Origin of the sequence: Prevotella pectinovora (genome assembly GCF_000834015.1) — a bacterium.
GTDB classification, from domain to species: Bacteria; Bacteroidota; Bacteroidia; order Bacteroidales; family Bacteroidaceae; genus Prevotella; species Prevotella pectinovora.
On record NZ_JXQI01000026.1, the window covers coordinates 58,368 to 77,793 of the forward strand.

Sequence of the window (19,426 nt, forward strand, 5' to 3'; positions counted from 1 at the left end):
CTGAAAAAGGAAACGGATTCTGAAACAAGTGAAACACTAATATTCAACAAAAAGAATACTAATATAAAAATATATGATTATGGACGACAAGCTTAAGATTTTGCTTTGCGAGGACGATGAGAACCTCGGAATGTTGCTTCGTGAATATCTGCAGGCCAAAGGCTATGCAGCAGAACTCTGCCCCGACGGGGAGGCTGGCTACAAGGCTTTCATGAAGACAAAGTTTGACATCTGCGTTCTCGACGTGATGATGCCAAAGAAAGACGGATTCACACTGGCACAGGAAATCAGACAGGGCAGCCCGGACATGCCTATCATCTTCCTCACAGCCAAGACGCTGAAGGAGGATATACTGGAGGGTTTCAAGATTGGTGCCGACGACTATATCACGAAGCCTTTCTCAATGGAGGAACTGGTGTTCCGTATTGAGGCGATACTCAGACGCGTTCGTGGAAAGAAGAACAAGGAGAACACGCTGTATCATATCGGCAGATTCACCTTCGACACACAGAAGCAGCTGCTCACCATCGGCGAGAAGCAGACCAAGCTCACCACGAAAGAGAATGAGCTGCTCGCTCTGCTCTGCAGCCACGCCAATGAGATTCTGCAGCGTGACTTCGCCCTGAAGACTATCTGGATTGACGACAACTATTTCAACGCCCGCTCGATGGACGTATACATCACAAAGCTGCGCAAGCATCTGAAGGATGACGACCAGATTGAAATCATAAACATCCACGGCAAGGGCTATAAGCTCATCACTCCGGAAGAGGAGTAATTTCTCTCGTAGGTGCAAATAATTACGGGTAGCCTAAGTATTCTGTCTGACTTATCGGCCATGAATGCTTTGACTACCCGTCTTTTTTATACAAGACTATTTGTCTTGTTTGGAATCTTTGTTAGTTTTATTGGCAGAAGGCTTTCTCCTGCGTTTGTGTGGTTTCTTGTTGTTCGTCACCGGTGCATTGGATTTGTTCGTTTCCAGTATTTGAGAATTTTCAGGAGCATTGGTCACAATGGTTTCCTTGGTTTTTTTGCTTTTCCTTTTGTCTGAATTCCTTCCGCCGCCTTTGCCTTTGGGAGCATCATTACGCTTGACGTTGTTCCTTCCTCTTTGACCATTATTTCTTCCTCTTGTCTTGCTGCCTCGTCCGTTTCTTGCCGGACGGTTCATCTTCTTGTATTCCGGTCCCTTGCCGATATAGTCGGGCAGAGGGAGTTTCTCTATCGTGCGACCGAGGAATTCTTCAATCTTCATGAAGTCGCCCACTTCAAGACCGCGCACGAGCGTTATCGCCTTGCCGTCGCGGTTTGCCCTTGCCGTGCGTCCCACTCGGTGTACGTAGTCTTCCACATCGCGTGGCACGTCGAAATTTATGACCATTGATATGTCGTCGATGTCGATGCCTCGAGCCACGATGTCGGTAGCCACGAGCACGTCGGTCTGTCCGCTCTTGAAACGGTACATCACTTCGTCACGCTGCGCCTGTTCGAGGTCTGAATGCATCTCGCAGCTGTTTATGCCCAGACGAAGCAGTTCGCGGTTTATCTCCTTCACCTTCAGTTTGCTGCTTGAGAAGATGATTATCCTCTGCTGCTCTTCGTTCTTGAATATCTCCTGCAGCACCTTTATCTTCTGGTTCTCATGACACACGTATGCTGCCTGATGAATCTTTTCTGCCGGTTTGCTTACCGCCAGCTTCACCACGGTAGGGTTCTTTAGGAGCGTTTTCGCCAGCTGCTCTATCTTTGGCGGCATAGTGGCAGAATACATGATGGTCTGGCAGTCGTCTGGCAGCAGCTTGGCGATGTTCATGATGTCTTCAGAGAAGCCCATGTCGAGCATTCTGTCAGCCTCGTCGAGCACGAAGAATGCGCAGCGGCTGAGGTCTATGTTTCCCATCGTGATGTGGCTTATGAGTCGTCCTGGAGTTGCTATTATCACGTCGGCCCCGAGCTTCATTCCTTTAGCCTCCTGGTAGTAGCGGTTGCCGTCGTTGCCTCCGTATACGGCAACGCTGTTCACGTCGCTCATATAATACGAGAAGCCTTGCATAGCCTGGTCTATCTGTTGTGCCAGCTCTCGCGTAGGGCTCATGATGACGCAGTTTATGGCATCCTTGGGGAACCCTCCGTCGTCGAGCATACTGAGGATAGGGAGCAGGTAGGCTGCCGTCTTTCCCGTGCCTGTCTGTGCCACGCCCAGCAGGTCGTGTCCGTCGAGGATGGGTGGGATACATTGTTCCTGCACGGGTGTGCAGGTGGTGAAGTTCATATCGTCGAGAGCGTCAAGAGTGTTGTCGCTCAAATCCAAATCGTAGAAATCCATATCGTTGTTATTCTAAAAACTTTTCTTTATTGTTATCAGTTATATGCTTTCGCTTTTTTGTTGTCTGTTGGATGCTTTTCGCTTTTTATTGTTATCAGTTAGGTGCCTTACGGTAGCAGAAGTATGCCACCACGGCGAATATGATGTTCGGTATCCATGCCGCGAGCATAGGCGGTGTGTCTGCCTGTATGGCGAATGTTGCCGATACTGTCTGAAGCATGATGTAGCCGAAGCTCAGAGCCAGTCCGATTCCCAGATACATTCCCATTCCGCCTTTTCTCTTGCGTGAGGATAGCGAGAGTCCGATGGTGGTGAGGATGAATGAGGCAAAGGAGGTGGCTATGCGCTTGTGGTATTCCACTTCGTATTGCACTACGTTGCTTGATCCTCTGTCTATCTGCTTGCTGATGTATTCCTTCAGCTGAGGGCTGGTGAATGTTTCCTGCTGGCCTTTGGAGAACACGAGGTCAGTCGGCTCCATCATTATCACGGAGTCTCGCTGCATTCCGTTGGTTATCTTTTCGCGCATTCCCAGCAGTTTGCGCAGCCGCCAGTTGGTGAGTTTCCAATGGTATTTGCTGTCGGAGATTGTGTCGTATTGTATTTCGCTGGCTGTGAGATGGCTCACGAGCTTTTTGTTCTCGAATTTGTCTAGGCAGAATCCGTAGCCCTTTTTCAGTTCGTTGTCGTAATGCTGTATGTAGGCTATGACGCCTCTGCCCACCTGCAGCTGCACGTTGTCGGCCGACGTGTTCTTCTTCTTGTTCTTATACATCGTCTCGAAATTCTGTCTCACAATGGTGCCTTTGGGGATGATGTAGGAACCGAGATAGAATGTGAGGACCGAGATTATCAAAGCCGAAATCATATATGGCCTCATCAGTCGCTTGAAGCTTACTCCTGCTGCCAGCATTGATATTATCTCCGAGTTGCCTGCCAGTTTGGAGGTGAAGAAGATTACGGCTATGAATACGAATAGCGGACTGAAGAGGTTTGCGAAATATGGCACGAAGTTCATGTAGTAGTCGAAGACTATCGCCTTGAGGGGTGCATGATACTGTGTGAACTTTGCCAGATTCTCGTTGATGTCGAAGACTATCGAGATGGATATGATGAGAAGTATGGAATAAATGTATGTTCCTATGAACTTCTTTATTATATACCAGTCGAGAATCTTGATGTAGCGGCGTGGGTTGATGAAGCGGAGCCACCTCATGTGCTCTCCCAGCCACTTTAGACGGGAGGTGAGAGGATGGTCCGTTTTCTGCATGCGCTGCTTGAATCTGGTAGCCAAAGATTTGATGCTCATTTGCTTTTTCTTTTACATTTGTTTTTTTTACGCGTCTTCCTTGTCGTTTATAAGTGCGTCTTGCCAGACCGCCTTTATACGCGTCTTCCCAGATTGTCTATTACTGAGCGCTTCCATGCCACGAAGTCGCCCTGCTCGATATGGTGTCTGGCATCGGTAACGAGGCGCAGATAGAAGCTCAGGTTGTGTATGCTTGCGATTTGCATAGCCAGCAGCTCCTGGGCTTTGAAGAGGTGGTGCAGATAGGCTTTGGAGTGAAGTCTGTCGATGTCGCAGCCGTCGGGGTCGATGGGGGAGAAGTCGTTTTCCCATTTCTTGTTGCGCATGTTCATTGTGCCGTCGTAGGTGAAGAGCATGGCGTTGCGGCCGTTTCGTGTCGGCATCACGCAGTCGAACATGTCCACACCTCTTTCAATCGCCTCGAGGATGTTCTGAGGTGTGCCCACGCCCATGAGATATCTCGGCTTGTCTTTCGGCAGTATCTCGTTCACGGTCTCTATCATCTCATACATCACTTCTGTGGGTTCTCCCACGGCGAGTCCGCCGATGGCATTGCCGTCGGCTCCCTTGTCGGCAACATGCTTCGCTGCTTCGCGGCGCAGGTCCTTGAAGGTGCAGCCCTGCACGATTGGGAACAGAGACTGTTCGTAGCCGTAGAGAGGCTCGGTCTCGTTGAGGCGTTTCACGCATCTGTCGAGCCAGCGTTGGGTCAGTCCGAGACTCTTCTTGGCATATTGGTAGTCGCTCTCGCCCGGAGGGCATTCGTCGAATGCCATCATAATGTCGGCTCCGATTATCCTTTCGGTGTCCATCACGTTTTCAGGGGTGAAGAAATGTTTCGATCCGTCGATATGTGAACGGAACTCGCAGCCTTCTTCTTTCAGTTTTCTGATTCCCGTGAGGGAGAACACCTGGAATCCTCCGCTGTCTGTAAGTATGGGGCGGTCCCAGGTGTTGAATTTGTGTAGTCCGCCTGCCTTTTGCAGCGTGTCGAGTCCTGGACGAAGATAGAGGTGGTAAGTGTTGCCGAGTATTATCTGTGCCTTTACCTGCTCTCTGAGTTCGCTGAAATGGAGTCCTTTCACGCTGCCGCATGTACCTACAGGCATGAAGATGGGTGTCTTTATCTTGCCGTGGGCAGTGGTAATCGTTCCGGTGCGTGCGTCGCTTGCTGGATCGGTATGTTCTAATTCGAATGTCATTTTCTTTTTGATATTCTTTCTGTTGCTGTTGTTGTATTATTCATGTTAGGGAAAGGCGGTTGTGGATGCTTGTTTCATTTGTCGGTCTTTCCCTTTTCTTCTATCGTGAATTTCGTCGGGTTGTCCACGAGTTCGTCTGTCAGGGCGAAGTCCCACACGTCGAGCACGTTCTCCACATAGTGGAATGAAAGTCCTTTCAGATACATGTCGGGTATTTCTTCGATGTCTTTCCTGTTTTCCCTGCACATCACGATATCTGTTATGCCTGCTCTTTTGGCTGCCAGTATTTTCTCCTTTATTCCTCCAACGGGAAGCACCTTGCCGCGCAGCGTTATTTCTCCTGTCATGGCAGTGTTCTTTCTCACCTTGCGTTGTGTGAGGGCTGAGGCGATGGATGTGGCTATCGTTATGCCGGCAGAAGGGCCGTCTTTTGGAGTCGCTCCTTCCGGCACGTGGATGTGTATGTTCCAGTTGTCGAAGATGCGGTAGTCTATTCCGAGCACGTCGGAGTGTGACTTCACGTATTCAAGTGCGAGCATAGCCGACTCTTTCATCACGTCGCCAAGGTTGCCGGTAAGCGTGAGCTTGTTGCCGTTGCCTTTGCTGAGGCTTGTCTCGATGAAGAGGATTTCTCCTCCCACGCTTGTCCATGCCAGTCCGGTTACCACTCCCGCATAGTCGTTGCCTTGGTATATGTCGCGATAGAAAGGCGGTTTGCCGAGCAGGGATTCTATCTCCTTCGGCGTGATGCGCGAGAACGGGAGTTCTCCCTTGCTTGCTTTCATGAATGCGAGTTTGCGAAGCGCCTTGTTTATCTGGATTTCGAGTTGGCGCACTCCGCTCTCTCGCGTATACTGTTCGATGATCTTTTCTGTGGCCTGCTTGGTGAACGAGAGGCGCTGGTCGCCAAGACCGGTGTTGTCTTTCTCTTTGGGTATGAGGTGGCGCTTGGCTATCTCTTCTTTTTCCTCTGTGATATAGCCGCTTACCTCGATTGTCTCCATGCGGTCGAGCAGAGGGCGCGGGATGGTGTTCAGGTCGTTTGCAGTAGCGATGAACAGTACTTTCGACAGGTCGTAGTCCACATCGAGGTAGTTGTCATGGAAAGCGTTGTTCTGTTCTGGGTCGAGTACTTCGAGAAGAGCCGACGAGGGATCGCCGTTCACGGTGTTCTGCGTTATCTTGTCGATTTCGTCGAGGATGAAAACGGGGTTGGAAGCTCCTGCCTTTTGGATGTTCTTGATGATTCTTCCTGGCATCGCACCAATGTATGTGCGGCGATGACCGCGGATTTCCGACTCGTCGTGAAGACCTCCAAGCGACACCCTGACGTATTTTCTGCCCATTGCCTTGGCGATGCTCTTGCCAAGACTTGTCTTGCCCACTCCTGGAGGACCGTAGAGGCAGAGGATTGGCGACTTGAAATCTCCTCGCAGACTCAATACGGCGATGTATTCCAGGATGCGTTCCTTCACTTTTTCCATCCCGTAGTGGTCGGTATCAAGAACTTTCCTTGCCCTGTTCAGGTCAAGGTCGTCGATGGTGTATTCGTTCCAGGGAAGTGAGACGAGAGTCTGCAGATATGTAAGCTGCACGCTGTATTCCGGACTCTGCGGGTTGAGCAGGTCGAGTTTGTCGAGTTCCTTCTTGAAGACCTTCTCCACGTCGTCGTTCCATGCTTTCTTTTGGGCTTTGTCGAGCAGTTCCTTGCGTTCTGGCTGCCCGTCTTCGTTTCCGAGTTCTTCCTTAATGTTCTTGATCTGCTGCTTGAGGAAATATTCGCGTTGCTGTTCGTCGAGGTCTTCCCGGGTTTTAGAACGTATGTTCTGCTTGAGCTCCAGGAGCTGAAGCTCACGGTTTATTATCTTGAGCATGGCGAACACCCTGTCTTTGATTGAGTCCATATAGATGAGCTCTGCCTTTTCCTCGATGGAGAAGGGCAGGGTGGCGCAGATCACGTTTGTGAGGAGATATCTGTTAGAGATATTCTTCATGGCGAAGGATGCTTCATCCGGGATGTCGTCATTGCCCATGATGAACTGTATGCTCTTCTTCTGCAGGTCTTCCACCGCAGTAGCGTATTCCTTGTCGCCCTCATCGGCCATTGTCTCAGAGGCTTGGCTGGCATGGCCTTTGAGATATGGGCGCCGCTTGGTGATGTCGTCCAGACGGCATCTGCCGAGTCCCTGTATGATTGCCGTGCTGTTGCCGCCACCTCCAGGGAATTCAAGCACCTTTATGAGTTTGCCGTAAACTCCATATTCATAAAGATCGTTTGCCGTAGGACTTTCCTGCTCCATGTCTTTCTGGCAGAAAACGGCGAAGATCTGATTGCCTTTCTTCTTGCTGCCTACGGCTTTGATGAGTTTCTTGCTCGTTTCCCTGCCCACCAGTATGGGGGAAACGACACCAGGAAACATCATGAGGTTGCGTGTTGCCAATATAGGTATTTCTCCTTCGGGGTGATCCTTGAACAATTCTTTGATGTCACCATCGAAATCTGCTATCATTGAAATACCATTTCCTATTTTTGCATTCATATAAGTTATTGTCGGTCTCTATTTTAAATAATTTTGAAAATCTGTATCTGTAATTTTGGAAATCCGTCTCTTTATTTATATAATAAGAGGTGCAAAGGTAGTCATTTTTCTTCATTTATATTGTGTGTAAAACCATAAATGCTGAAAACATAAATTATATTAATGCTTTTATAAGTCGTTTTTAATCTTTTTTCTTAAATTTGCATTGGAATGAAATAGAAAAAACTGTCTTTTATATTGCTGATGTCAAATAATTATTTCCAGTTCAAGAAGTTTGTCGTCCGCCAGGACTTATGTGCCATGAAGGTCGGCACAGACGGCACGCTGCTGGGCTCATGGGCTCGTGGCGGCAGGAAAATACTGGATATCGGTACAGGCACGGGGCTTGTGGCGCTGATGATGGCGCAGCGGTTTGAAGATGCTGAACTGTATGCAGTGGAGATAGACCGCGACGCTCATCTTCAGGCAATGGACAACGTGGAGAACTCGCCTTTCAACGGGAGGATAAAGCTCTTCAACCAGTCTATACAGGATTTCAGCACGGAGTATGCGGATGAGAAATTCGACTCGATAGTATGCAATCCCCCCTTTTATGTCAATTCATTGGGATGTCCCGACGACAAGCGCCATATAGCCCGGCATTCATCATCGCTCCCTTTTGATGTGTTGTTGAGGTCGGTGAAGAATCTGCTTTCAGATGAAGGACGCTTGTCTGTGGTAATCCCTACCGACAGCCATCCCTCTTTTGATGCTGAGGCCCGGATGTCGGGATTCAGATGCTCTCGCTTGTGCCGGATCAGGACTGTGGAAAGGAAGCCCCCCAAGAGGATGCTGCTGGAATATGTCTTGCATGGTGGAATAGAAATGCAGCACGAGGAGCATTGCCTGCAGGATAACGACGGCAGAAGGTCGGAATGGTATTCTGATATTACATCAGAATTCTATGTGCGTTGATACTGTTCCAACATTTCAGATGCCTCCAATCATGCTGATTTCGTCGTTTTGTTTTGTTTTTTTGGAAAAAATAATTAAGTTTGCAAAAGTTATATATCGGACACAAGATTATATCGTAGGAACAAGAAATTGAAGTTAGCAACAGAAATCTAAAATTGAAAATATATGAATAATAACCATCTTGTAATAATGGCCGGTGGAGTGGGCAGCCGCTTCTGGCCGATGAGTACAGCAGAATGTCCTAAGCAGTTCATCGACGTCCTCGGAGTGGGACGTTCTTTGTTGCAGTTGACATACGACCGTTTCGAAACAATCTGTCCGCCAGAGAATGTCTGGGTGGTGACAAACAAGAATTATGCAGAAATAGTGAAACAGCAATTGCCGGAAATACCGGCAAAGAATATCTTGTGTGAACCGTGCCGCCGGAATACGGCACCATGTATCGCATACGTAAGCTGGAGAATCAAATCAGCTAATCCTGATGCCAATGTAGTTGTCACTCCGAGTGACCATGTTGTGATGGATGTTCCTGAATTCAAGAGAGTTGTGGGCAATTGCCTGAAATTCACGGCCGAGACGGATTCCATTGTCACTTTGGGAATGAAGGCGACACGTCCGGAGACTGGCTACGGATATATTCAGGCTGATCTGACCTGCTGTTCGCCACGCAACAAGGAAATCTACAGAGTTGATTCTTTCAAGGAAAAGCCTAATTTGGAAACAGCTCAGAAATATATTGCCGAGAGCAGATATTTCTGGAATGCAGGTATCTTCATCTGGAGCGTGAGGACCGTTGTCAACGCATTCAGGATTTACCAGCCTTCATTGGCAAATATATTTGAGAGTATCGCAGACGTGTACGGAACGGAAAATGAGCAGAAGGTGATTGACGAGAGATTCCCGGAGTGTGAAAACATTTCTGTTGACTATGCTATAATGGAGAAGGCTGAAGAGATTTTCGTATGTCCTGCAAGTTTCGGATGGAGCGACCTGGGGACATGGGGCTCTCTCTGGACTCAGACCAAGCATGACCTGATGGGCAACTCATTGATAGGCAATGGCATTTCCACTTTTGAAACTCGTAATTGCATTATCCATACCACAGAGAACAAGCAGGTTGTGGTTCAAGGTCTGGATGGTTATATCGTTGCGGAGAAGGATGGAAGATTGCTGATATGCAAACTCTCTGAAGAGCAAAGGATAAAACAATTCTCAGGACAGAACTGATCTGTTGTGATGATAATCCCCAAATCGGTCATCAGAACGTTTGATTGTCACTAATGACCGATTTGTAATAATCTGTACCAGTATCCGTTCTGGCAAGTTTATGGACGAAGGGTTGAGAGTGTGAGAGTAGGGATGTAAAAACAGGACTACTCTTGCCTAATGCCATTTCTATACTGTATGCAGAATAAATACAGGGTGTGTAATTCTTGATGAATCAACACACCCTGTTTCTATTTCATTTATAATCCGTTGTCTTTACGTTAGTTTCTTAATCCCGAAACGGTCATTAGACCGTTAAATGGTAGTCTTTTATAACTGTTTGTGCGGTCTTTTGCTTCTCCTAATGACCGATTTTCTTATAGAAACAATCTTGCAGTCTGGTAGACCAATGCAGAAATACACCATGCCGTAGCCGTGGTATATACGGCTGTGAATATAGCCCATTTCCATTTTCCTGACTCGTTCTTTATCGCTACTATCGTAGCCAGGCACGGGAAATACAACAGGACAAACAGCAGATAACAGAATGCTATCAATGGAGTCACCCCGTCTGCCGACATCTTACGGTATAGATTGCTGTATTTTGCCGTGTCCTGGGCTTCATCATCGGCTACTGTCTCATCGCCAGCGTAGAGTACGCCCATCGTGGAAGCCACGATCTCCTTGGCTCCTACACCGGAAATGAGTCCTATTGACAGTTTCCAGTCAAATCCCTGAGGCTTGAACACGGGCTCTACCACTTTTCCTATACTGCCGATATAGCTCTGCTCAAGCTGCTCCTGCTGGTTCAGCTTGTCATTATGCGGGAAATATCCCAATGCCCACACTATTATACTGGCAACAAGGATGATGCCTCCCATCTTTTTCAGATATTGTTTTCCTTTCTCCCAGGTATGGCGCAAGATTGCCTTTGAAGTAGGGAAACGGTAAGGCGGAAGTTCCATCACGAATGGAACGTCCTCGCTCTTCACCAGCCAGCGACTGAACACCTTGCTCATGATTACAGCCACGGCGATGCCTATCACATAGAGAGAAATCATTATCGCGCTGCGGTATTTCAGTGCGAAGAACGTGCTCGTTATCATGATGTATATAGGCAATCTGGCAGAACAGCTCATGAACGGCAATATGAGCATCGTGATGAGGCGGCTCCTGCGGCTTTCGATGGTTCTCGTAGCCATCACGGCAGGCACATTGCATCCGAAGCCCATTATCAGAGGAATGAATGATTTTCCATGTAGCCCCATCTTGTGCATGAGCTTGTCCATGATGAAGGCTGCCCTTGCCATATATCCGCTGTCTTCCATGAATGAAATGAAGGCATAGAGGATGAGTATCTGTGGAAGGAATACTATAACCGAGCCTACACCTCCGATAATGCCGTCTACGAGCATTGCCTTCAGAGGGCCGTCAGACATCGTGTCGCTTATACATCCTCCTAATGCGCCAATCATACTGTCTATCCAGTCCATCGGATATTGTCCTAAGGAGAATGTCACCTGGAACATTATGTACAGAAGCAGGAAGAACAATGGAAAACCAAGATATTTGTTTGTTATGAGCTTATCCAGAGCATGCGTGGTCTGGTAAGTGTCCTCGATGTTTCCTTCCTGATATTCAGCCTCCTTGAGCGCACCATGTATGAAGCCGTATTTCGCGTTCATAATGGCTGTTTCGCTGTCCTCCTTGCACTCTTCCTTTATCCTTACCGCTTCTTTGTCGCGTAGTTTCAGAATCTCATTACCGTTGGGCAGTGTCTTGATGAACTCTTCAGCATGGCTGTCGTTTTCAAGCAACTTGATGGAAAGATAACGTGTGGAGTATTTGTATCGTATCTGCTCGTCTTCCTGTATGAGCTGCTTCACACGGTCAATTCCCTCTTCTATGTCTTTGCCATGATTTATGTGTATGTGTCTGAAGGTGGAATCCTGCCCCTCATACATATCTATTATGGTCTGGAACAATTCGTCTATACCCCTTCCTGTTCTGAACACGGTAGGAATCATAGGTACTCCCAGGAGATGGCCCAGAACCTTATAGTTGAGCTTGTCGCCCCTTTCCTCAAATTCATCAAACATGTTGAGCGCGCAGACAATCCTTTGGTTCATGTCCACGAGTTGCGTTGTCAGGTAGAGGTTTCTCTCAATATTGCTTGAGTCGATTACATTGATGATAACGTCAGGCGTCTTGTCGATTATCTCACGCCTCACGTATAGTTCTTCAGGGCTGTATGCAGAGAGAGAGTATGTGCCGGGAAGGTCGATGAGGTTGAAGTTATAGCCTTTGTATTCAGCACGTCCTTCTTTGGCATCTACGGTAACTCCTGAATAGTTGCCCACTCTTTCATGGGCTCCCGAAGCATAGTTGAAGAATGAGGTCTTGCCGCAATTCGGATTGCCCACAAGAGCTACATTGATGATTCTTCGTTTCTTTAGCGCTTCTTCGTGTAGATTGTTGAATTCCGTGTCTTGTTCGCTATTTGAAGCCACGGAGATTCCGTTTTCTTCTGTGGTGTCAGGATTGGCGATGTCTTTGTTTCTCGCTTCGCTCTCTGTGATGATTTCTATCATTGAGGCTTCGGTATGGCGCAAAGACACCTCATATCCCATTATCTTGTATTTAACGGGGTCGTGAAGAGGGGCATTCAGAAGAACCTCTACTTCTTGTCCTTTGATGAAACCCATCTCAACGATTCTCTTGCGAAAACCTCCGTGGCCCAACACCTTTACAATGACGCCTTTCTGTCCGGTGCTTAATTCTGATAATTTCATGATTCTGCTACTGTTACGATAATCCTGTTCGGTGGATTATTTCAATAATGCAAAGGTATAAAAAAAATGGTACAAGTTTTATATGCATAGATTAAAATACCTAATAATCGGTACTGCTTGAGCTATATCATACAAGACTTCACATTTCTGAGGCGCGTTAATCTTTGTTGAAGTATTGCTCAAGCTCATTCCTTGTATTTTCGTCATTCTCAGTTATGTAGCGTATGATTCTGCCGTGTTCCATCAATACGATTTTGTTTGATATGTCTACGGTATGCATCAGATTGTGACTACTTATTAATATTGATGCTCCGGTTTCCTTGTTATAGTCAACTAGCATCTTCTTCAGGATGTTCTGGCTTGTAGGGTCAAGGAAATTGAACGGTTCGTCAAGAATTACAAGCTGGGGAGAATGTATGAGTGATGATATTATTCCGATTTTCTGTTTGTTTCCGGCAGACATGCTCCTTATCAATTTGTTTTGTCCTATGATTTCTCCATTCATGAAAGCGTCGAAACGTTGCAGATGTTCCGACAGTTCTTCTTTTGTTATGTTGCTTATTTTTGCTATGAATTCAAAATATTCTTCAGGAGAAAGATAGTCTATCAAGAAACTTTCATCAATGAATGCTCCTGTATATTTTTTCCATTCTTCATCAACATTGACGTTGGTGCCGTATGTCGATCCGTCTTTCATCCTGAATGTCAGGTGTACTTCACCTTCATCGGGTTTCAGCAAATCGAGCATCAAGCGGAATAGGGTGGTCTTGCCTGCTCCGTTGTTGCCGACAACGCCTAATAACGTATTGTCAGGGATTTCCAATGAGTCTATGTCTACTGCAACTTTGGTTGAAAATGATTTTTTCAGTTTATGAATCTGGATTTCCATAATCAGTCATTTATGGTTTTAGAATTGCGCAATTGAGTTTTGTGAAAAAAGCATTAAGGTGTATCATGGTATATAAATACGCATAGATACACCTTAATTGTCTCATCTTTTATATCGTCTTAAACGAGTCCTTTGCCATGACAGTTCTTGAACTTCTTTCCGCTGCCACAAGGACATGGGTCATTGCGACCGGGAAGCTTGTCTTTTACTATCGGTTCGTGATGCTGTTGGGCAGCCGTTTCCCTTGTGTCATGTTGGGCGGCAGCCTGCTGTACAGAGTCGTTCAGGTCGACTTTCTCTTCTGTATAGCGCTGGCTTGGCTTGTCAGGAGCCGCTTCCTGCACTTCCTGCTGTTCCATTACCGGAATCTGGGCTCTCATCAATATGCTGACAATCTTGTTGTTCATCTGGTCTACCATATCGTCGAAGAGCTTTACGCTTTCCAGCTTGAAGATCACGAGCGGGTCTTTCTGCTCGTAAGAAGCATTCTGAACGCTGTGTTTCAGCTCGTCGAGCGCACGGAGGTTCTCTTTCCAGCATTCGTCGATGATATGGAGCATGATAGTCTTTTCAAACTCCTTCACCACGCTCTTGCCTTCAGTCTCGTATGCCTCCTTCAGGTTACAAGGTATGTTGTAAACCCTCTTGCCGTCGGCTATAGGCACCATAATGCGCTCATAGATAGCACCCTGCTCTTCATACACCTGCTTTATTACCGGGAATCCGACAGCCTGTATGCGGTCTGTCTTGCGCTTGAAGTCTGCTATAGCCATCTGGAAGGCTTTCTCAGCGAGATTGTTGTGGTTCTCGTTCAGGTATTCAGCTTCGGTGAAAGGACATTCCATAGCGAGAAGTTTCAGGAACTGCTCTTTGCATCCCTCATAATCATGGTTTTCGATTATGTTCACGACTCTATCCCAGATTATGTTGGTTATGTCCATGCCAATGCGTTCACCCATAAGGGCGTGGCGGCGCTTGTCATACACCACAGTACGCTGCTTGTTCATCACGTCGTCGTATTCCAGGAGGCGCTTACGGATACCGAAGTTGTTTTCCTCAACTTTCTTCTGTGCCCTTTCGATACTCTTCGACATGAGTGAGCTCTCAATTCTCTCACCTTCTTTTATACCCATGCGGTCCATGACGCGAGCAATGCGCTCACTTGCAAAAAGACGCATCAGCTTGTCTTCAAGGCTGACGTAGAATACGGAACTTCCAGGGTCGCCCTGACGGCCGGCACGTCCTCTGAGCTGACGGTCTACGCGGCGGCTCTCGTGTCTCTCCGTACCGATGATTGCCAATCCTCCAGCGTCTTTCACTTCCTTAGAAAGCTTGATGTCGGTACCACGGCCAGCCATGTTGGTAGCGATGGTGACAGTCTTGCTGAGACCAGCCTTGGCCACGATGTCGGCCTCGTGCTGATGAAGCTTTGCGTTGAGTACATTGTGAGGAATATGTCTCATCGTGAGCATCTTTGAAAGCAGCTCCGAAATTTCAACTGATGTCGTACCTACAAGTACCGGACGGCCTTGGTTGATCATTTCCTGTATCTCCTCAATCACGGCATTATATTTCTCTCTTGCTGTCTTGTAGAGTCTGTCGTCGAGGTCCTTTCTCAGTACCGGGCGGTTGGTAGGAATTTCAACCACATCCAGTTTGTAGATATCCCAGAACTCACCTGCTTCCGTGCTTGCAGTACCGGTCATTCCCGAAAGCTTGTGATACATACGGAAATAGTTCTGAAGGGTGATTGTAGCGAATGTCTGTGTGGCCTCTTTCACTTTGACGTGCTCTTTTGCCTCAACAGCCTGATGGAGTCCGTCGCTCCACTGGCGACCCTCCATGATACGGCCTGTCTGCTCGTCCACAATCTTAACTTCTCCGTCCATAACGACATATTCGTCGTCTTTGTTGAACATAGTGTATGCCTTGAGCAGCTGCTGCAAGGTGTGTACTCGTTCGCTCTGTACTGAGTAGTGGTTGAGAAGTTCGTCTTTCTTGTCAAGTCTGTCCTGCTCAGAGAGGTTCTCGTTCTCCAGATTAGAGAGCTGGGTCGTGATGTCTGGCAACACGAACAACTCCTTGTCGTTCACTTCCTTTGCCAGCCATTCCGTTCCCTTGTCTGTAAGGTCAACGGAATTCAGCTTCTCGTCAACGACAAAATACAATGGTTCAACAGCTTCCGGCATGCGGCGGTTGTTGTTCTCCATGTATATCTCTTCAGTCTTCAGCATTCCTGACTTGATGCCGTCTTCAGAGAGATATTTGATGAGTGGCTTGTTCTTTGGAAGGGCCTTATGTGAACGGTAGAGACTCAGGAAACCTTCGTCCATCTTTTTCTGGTCATTGTTCTTCTGACCTTCAGCGATGAGCTGCTTTGCCTCTGAAAGATACTTTGTTGCAAGTTTCCTTTGCACTTCAACCAGTTTCTCTACCAACGGCTGGTATTCCTCAAACATCTGGTCGTCTCCGTTCGGCACCGGACCGGAAATGATAAGTGGTGTACGTGCGTCGTCAATCAATACGGAGTCAACCTCATCGACGATGGCGTAGTTGTGCTTTCTCTGAACGAGGTCGGCTGGAGATAACGCCATGTTGTCGCGAAGATAGTCAAAGCCGAATTCGTTGTTCGTACCGAAAGTGATGTCTGCCTGATATGCATTCCTTCTTTCCTGTGAGTTCGGACGATGCTTGTCGATGCAGTCTACTGAAAGACCGTTGAACTCGTACAATGGACCCATCCACTCCGAGTCACGCTTTGCCAGATAGTCGTTCACTGTTACGACATGCACACCGTTTCCTGTCAGGGCATTAAGGAATACAGGGAGTGTTGCCACGAGGGTCTTTCCTTCACCGGTAGCCATCTCCGCAATCTTTCCCTGATGCAGTACGATACCTCCGAAGAGCTGTACGTCATAGTGCACCATGTCCCATTTGAGGTCGTTTCCACCCGCCATCCAGTGGTTGCTGTAGATAGCCTTGTCGTCTTCGATTCTTACGAAATCCTTTGTAGCTGCAAGTTCACGGTCGAAATCATTTGCAGTAACAACCACTTCGTCGTTCTCGGCAAATCTTCTGGCTGTATCCTTCATGATGCTGAAGGCAACAGGCAGTATCTCGTTGAGCACTACTTCATATTTGTCCAGGACTTCCTTTTCCAACTTGTCTATCTGATTGAAGATTTCCTCTCTCTCATCGATAGGCGTGTCTTCGATTTTAGACTTCAGACCCTTGATCTGTTCCTTTTCATTGGCTACTGCGTCCTGCAATTGTTTCTGCAGTTCTTTTGTGCGTTCTCTCAGCTGGTCGTTTGTGAGAGCTTTGATTTCGGGGTAAGCAGCTTTTACCTTCTCTACGATAGGCTGAATCTGCTTCATATCGCGTGTTGACTTGTCGCCAAAAAGCGATTTCAGTAAATTGTTGAATCCCATTATATATTATGCTTTTTTTATTTCTTGATTATATTCGTGTGCAAATTTATACAATTTATTCCTTTTAAGGGCATTAACATCTATTTATTATTGTTTTGCACGTTGTTTTTTTAGAATAGAGGTTCGCCTTTGCTTGCATTCGGGGCTCTGATTCTTATAGTTTTTGATATTGTCGGGGCTATTCTGTCGGCGCAGACAGGAGTCGTCACCACTTCGCCTTTCAGTCCGAAACCGTAAAAGATTATCGGGAAATTCTGACAGTTTGCCCCTTGTATATATGTTTCTCCATTGTCTTCGTTGGCTATGTTCCAACCTGGCAACACCTCAACGAGAAGGTCGCCGCTGTTCCGTAAATTGTATGAGTTCCTTACCGTTTCCGATTCAGATGTATTGAAAGACAGGATGTCGTTTGCCGAAAGGCAATTGCCCACTCCCTGGCATTGCCTGATGAATATTTTCGACAATTCGCAGATCTGGTTTGTGTTAAGTCGCTTCTTGTCAAACAGTTTGTTGTTGAAGTATATCTGGTCGCGGCTGTAACCCTCTATGTATTTGTCATTTCCATACAAAGCCCCGAGGTAAAGGTTCAGGAGGTTTGATGCCCTGTTGATATAGAAAGTGCCGCCAGGTATCCTTAACTTCTTTTCTTCTGCGGTTCTGGCTTCGTTGTAGTATCCGGTGGAGTTTATGACGAAAAGCACGTTTGACAATCCCACTTTTGAGCTGATTGTATTTATCAATCTGCCGATGTTGTTGTCCAGATCCGTATATATGAACTGCTTGTCGGTTGATTTGGATTCAGGTCGGTTTGCCTTGTAAGTCACGAACAGCATGTCCGGCGTGTTGTCTGCTCCCAATGAATATTCATTGAGGCAGTGGATGGCAAAGTCTGTCACGTTTGTGTTTGACTTTACATCTCCGGTCTTGATCCGGTTGCTGGAGTTGTAGGTTTCCAGTCTGCGGTCTTCTTTCTGATAATATGATGTAGTGCACCATTTTCTTTCTTTCGTGTCAATCCAGTAAGCTCCGTCGGCATTGTGTCCTGCGGGGATTATGGCTGAAACCGGGTCTTCGGCAATGCTGATGACTACAGATTTTTTGTTGGCAATCTTCAGTTCGTCGCTGATGGTAGTCGTCTGTACGTTCTCCGCGGAATTCCTTTCCAAGGTGGAGATACCGTCGAAATTGTTGTCTTCAACGCATGAAACGATTTTCATGTTGTTCCGGTCAAACCATTTTTCAGCAATGATGCCGTTGTATCTCGGAGAGGTTCCTGTGTTTATGCTGGAGATAGAAGATGCCAGGTCTGCAGATGCGAAATTTAATCTTGCGTCTGTGAACACGATACCGTTGCGTAGGATTTCCTTGAATCCGTTTTCCTTGTAGAATCGCTTGTAGTCAGACAGCAGATCCGAACGCAGCTGGTCGATGGTGATGTTTACAACAAGCCTTGGCACAGATGTATGGATCTGTGCTCTTGCAGTGCCGCAAGCCAAAATGGCTATTGTGGTCGCCGTTATTATACTGTATTTCGTAGCCGTTGTTTTAATCATTCTTTCTCGTTGCATATAGATTGCAGCAATTTTTCAATAGCAAAGATAATGCCAAAAGAGGCATCCCCTCAGCGTAAACTTGTATTAATCGTCCTGACAGGCCTATGCAGAGCATTATGGAAAGGAAAGTCCAGGCCTTTCTTAGTTTCCTTTCGTTTCGTTTGTTCTTGATGATGTATATTGCCCAATACAAATTCAGCGGGCATAATATGAATATTTGCAGATTGGTACTTGTTGTCGGGTGCTCAGAGAAGAGCATGACGAACAGAATCAATCCTGCCAGTCCGCTCGCGAGCAACAACGAGATGTCTACCCAGAGAAACCTCTTTTTTGTCTTGAATTCCGCAACGACTATCGCAGCGATTAATAATAATAATGTAATAAAGACGAATTGAGGCGTCACTTTTGTCTTTCCCGCAATCGCGTGATCGTTTCCTTTTACGATGATTTCGGTGTTTTTCACCAAAGGCCTTGCGCTTCCGTCTGCCGATACTATCTTTGCCTGTCCGAAATCCCTCATCAGATTGTCTGGCAAGAACTGCTGCTCCTCACGTGTTGTCTGCATGTCGGCTTTGAATCCTAACAGAAGGTCGTTGCCGAAGCTTGCCCACGAATAATTGGCGTTGCAGCCGTGTATCAGGTCTCTGAATGATACAGACTTGTCAATGGCGTTTTCGTATTCTATCTTGCCGTTGATTGACTTCAGGATGATGTCTCTCGCTTTGGTGGTGCAGTTGTTGTAGAAATAGTTGTATCTGTATACCCTGGCATTGTCGTAATTGTCCTGCAGGGCTTTGAGCAACTGTCCTTTTTCTTCTGGCGTAAGATTTATTTCCTGTTGTGTGACCTGTGATCCGAAATACTGGTATTCGTAGCAGAAATCGTTAAAGTCCTGTATCCCCATTTCATAGTCTGTCAGTCCCAAGACAAACCTGGCGACGAAAAAGGGTTTCTTGAAGGAAAACATACCGTAATTGACCACGATGTCAGTCTTCGATGCCTTGTCCTCGTATCTTATCGCCGTGTGTCCGTAGAGACTGTAAATCTCGTCGTGGGGCGAACATGTAAGCAGGCTGACTCTGATCGAGTCGGCTGGAGTTTCGGCATAATTGGTTGTGTTACCTATTGCTATCTTGCTGATATCAAGCAAGATGAACGTTAAAAGTAACCTATATAAAAAAATATTCAGCTTTTTCACGATGCAAAAATAAGCGATATTTT

Annotated in this window: 12 protein-coding genes; 3 read left to right on the forward strand and 9 right to left on the reverse strand. The window is 46.9% G+C overall.

The window, feature by feature from the left end; translation table 11 throughout:
• Window positions 1–79 precede the first annotated feature (79 nt).
• Entirely contained in the window at window positions 80–778 is a 699-nt protein-coding gene (gene rprY, locus ST42_RS03595; protein WP_042517498.1) for a response regulator transcription factor RprY, read from the forward strand.
• Window positions 779–874: 96 nt separating this feature from the next.
• Here rprY and ST42_RS03600 read toward each other — a convergent pair whose 3' ends face one another.
• The 4 genes from ST42_RS03600 to lon all read right to left on the reverse strand — a co-directional run bounded on the left by ST42_RS03600 (window position 875) and on the right by lon (window position 7,380).
• Window positions 875–2,329: a DEAD/DEAH box helicase gene (locus ST42_RS03600; protein ID WP_082027876.1), complete on the reverse strand. Its 1,455-nt coding sequence runs from the start codon at window positions 2,327–2,329 to the stop codon at window positions 875–877.
• A 94-nt stretch (window positions 2,330–2,423) separates the two neighbouring features.
• The gene (locus tag ST42_RS03605; protein ID WP_231556905.1) at window positions 2,424–3,545 is read right to left on the reverse strand and encodes an LptF/LptG family permease; all 1,122 of its coding nucleotides are present in this window, start codon (window positions 3,543–3,545) and stop codon (window positions 2,424–2,426) included.
• 167 nt (window positions 3,546–3,712) lie between these two features.
• A complete protein-coding gene (gene tgt / locus ST42_RS03610; protein ID WP_044072348.1) occupies window positions 3,713–4,840 on the reverse strand; it encodes a tRNA guanosine(34) transglycosylase Tgt in 1,128 nt (375 codons plus the stop codon).
• 74 nt (window positions 4,841–4,914) lie between these two features.
• Entirely contained in the window at window positions 4,915–7,380 is a 2,466-nt protein-coding gene (gene lon, locus ST42_RS03615; protein ID WP_042517496.1) for an endopeptidase La, read from the reverse strand.
• Between the two features lie 243 nt (window positions 7,381–7,623).
• On the opposite strand from lon, the gene ST42_RS03620 reads away from it, so the two are divergent.
• Entirely contained in the window at window positions 7,624–8,334 is a 711-nt protein-coding gene (locus ST42_RS03620; protein WP_044072426.1) for a tRNA1(Val) (adenine(37)-N6)-methyltransferase, read from the forward strand.
• A 165-nt stretch (window positions 8,335–8,499) separates the two neighbouring features.
• A complete protein-coding gene (locus tag ST42_RS03625; protein WP_042517493.1) occupies window positions 8,500–9,561 on the forward strand; it encodes a mannose-1-phosphate guanylyltransferase in 1,062 nt (353 codons plus the stop codon).
• Between the two features lie 356 nt (window positions 9,562–9,917).
• Here the strand turns inward: ST42_RS03625 and feoB are convergent, their stop codons facing one another.
• From feoB to ST42_RS03650, 5 genes are all read right to left on the reverse strand, one after another.
• The gene (gene feoB, locus ST42_RS03630) at window positions 9,918–12,332 is read right to left on the reverse strand and encodes a ferrous iron transport protein B (RefSeq protein ID WP_044064866.1); all 2,415 of its coding nucleotides are present in this window, start codon (window positions 12,330–12,332) and stop codon (window positions 9,918–9,920) included.
• 157 nt (window positions 12,333–12,489) lie between these two features.
• Window positions 12,490–13,221 (reverse strand): ABC transporter ATP-binding protein, encoded by a 732-nt coding sequence (locus ST42_RS03635; protein ID WP_042517489.1) that lies wholly within the window; start codon window positions 13,219–13,221, stop codon window positions 12,490–12,492.
• 119 nt (window positions 13,222–13,340) lie between these two features.
• The gene (gene secA, locus ST42_RS03640; RefSeq protein ID WP_044072350.1) at window positions 13,341–16,652 is read right to left on the reverse strand and encodes a preprotein translocase subunit SecA; all 3,312 of its coding nucleotides are present in this window, start codon (window positions 16,650–16,652) and stop codon (window positions 13,341–13,343) included.
• 110 nt (window positions 16,653–16,762) lie between these two features.
• Window positions 16,763–18,205 (reverse strand): alkaline phosphatase family protein, encoded by a 1,443-nt coding sequence (locus ST42_RS03645; RefSeq protein WP_044072352.1) that lies wholly within the window; start codon window positions 18,203–18,205, stop codon window positions 16,763–16,765.
• A complete protein-coding gene (locus tag ST42_RS03650) occupies window positions 18,198–19,355 on the reverse strand; it encodes an Lnb N-terminal periplasmic domain-containing protein (protein ID WP_044072355.1) in 1,158 nt (385 codons plus the stop codon). The genes ST42_RS03645 and ST42_RS03650 overlap by 8 nt, the downstream gene beginning before the upstream one ends.
• Between the last annotated feature and the right edge of the window lie 71 nt (window positions 19,356–19,426).

Bases quoted from the DNA above. Each gene is read 5' to 3' on its own strand.
- rprY (WP_042517498.1), top strand. From the start codon at position 80: ATGGACGACAAGCTTAAGATTTTGCTTTGCGAGGACGATGAGAACCTC.
- ST42_RS03600 (WP_082027876.1), bottom strand. From the start codon at position 2,329: ATGGATTTCTACGATTTGGATTTGAGCGACAACACTCTTGACGCTCTC.
- ST42_RS03605 (WP_231556905.1), bottom strand. From the start codon at position 3,545: ATGAGGTGGCTCCGCTTCATCAACCCACGCCGCTACATCAAGATTCTC.
- tgt (WP_044072348.1), bottom strand. From the start codon at position 4,840: ATGACATTCGAATTAGAACATACCGATCCAGCAAGCGACGCACGCACC.
- lon (WP_042517496.1), bottom strand. From the start codon at position 7,380: ATGAATGCAAAAATAGGAAATGGTATTTCAATGATAGCAGATTTCGAT.
- ST42_RS03620 (WP_044072426.1), top strand. From the start codon at position 7,624: ATGTCAAATAATTATTTCCAGTTCAAGAAGTTTGTCGTCCGCCAGGAC.
- ST42_RS03625 (WP_042517493.1), top strand. From the start codon at position 8,500: ATGAATAATAACCATCTTGTAATAATGGCCGGTGGAGTGGGCAGCCGC.
- feoB (WP_044064866.1), bottom strand. From the start codon at position 12,332: ATGAAATTATCAGAATTAAGCACCGGACAGAAAGGCGTCATTGTAAAG.
- ST42_RS03635 (WP_042517489.1), bottom strand. From the start codon at position 13,221: ATGGAAATCCAGATTCATAAACTGAAAAAATCATTTTCAACCAAAGTT.
- secA (WP_044072350.1), bottom strand. From the start codon at position 16,652: ATGGGATTCAACAATTTACTGAAATCGCTTTTTGGCGACAAGTCAACA.
- ST42_RS03645 (WP_044072352.1), bottom strand. From the start codon at position 18,205: ATGATTAAAACAACGGCTACGAAATACAGTATAATAACGGCGACCACA.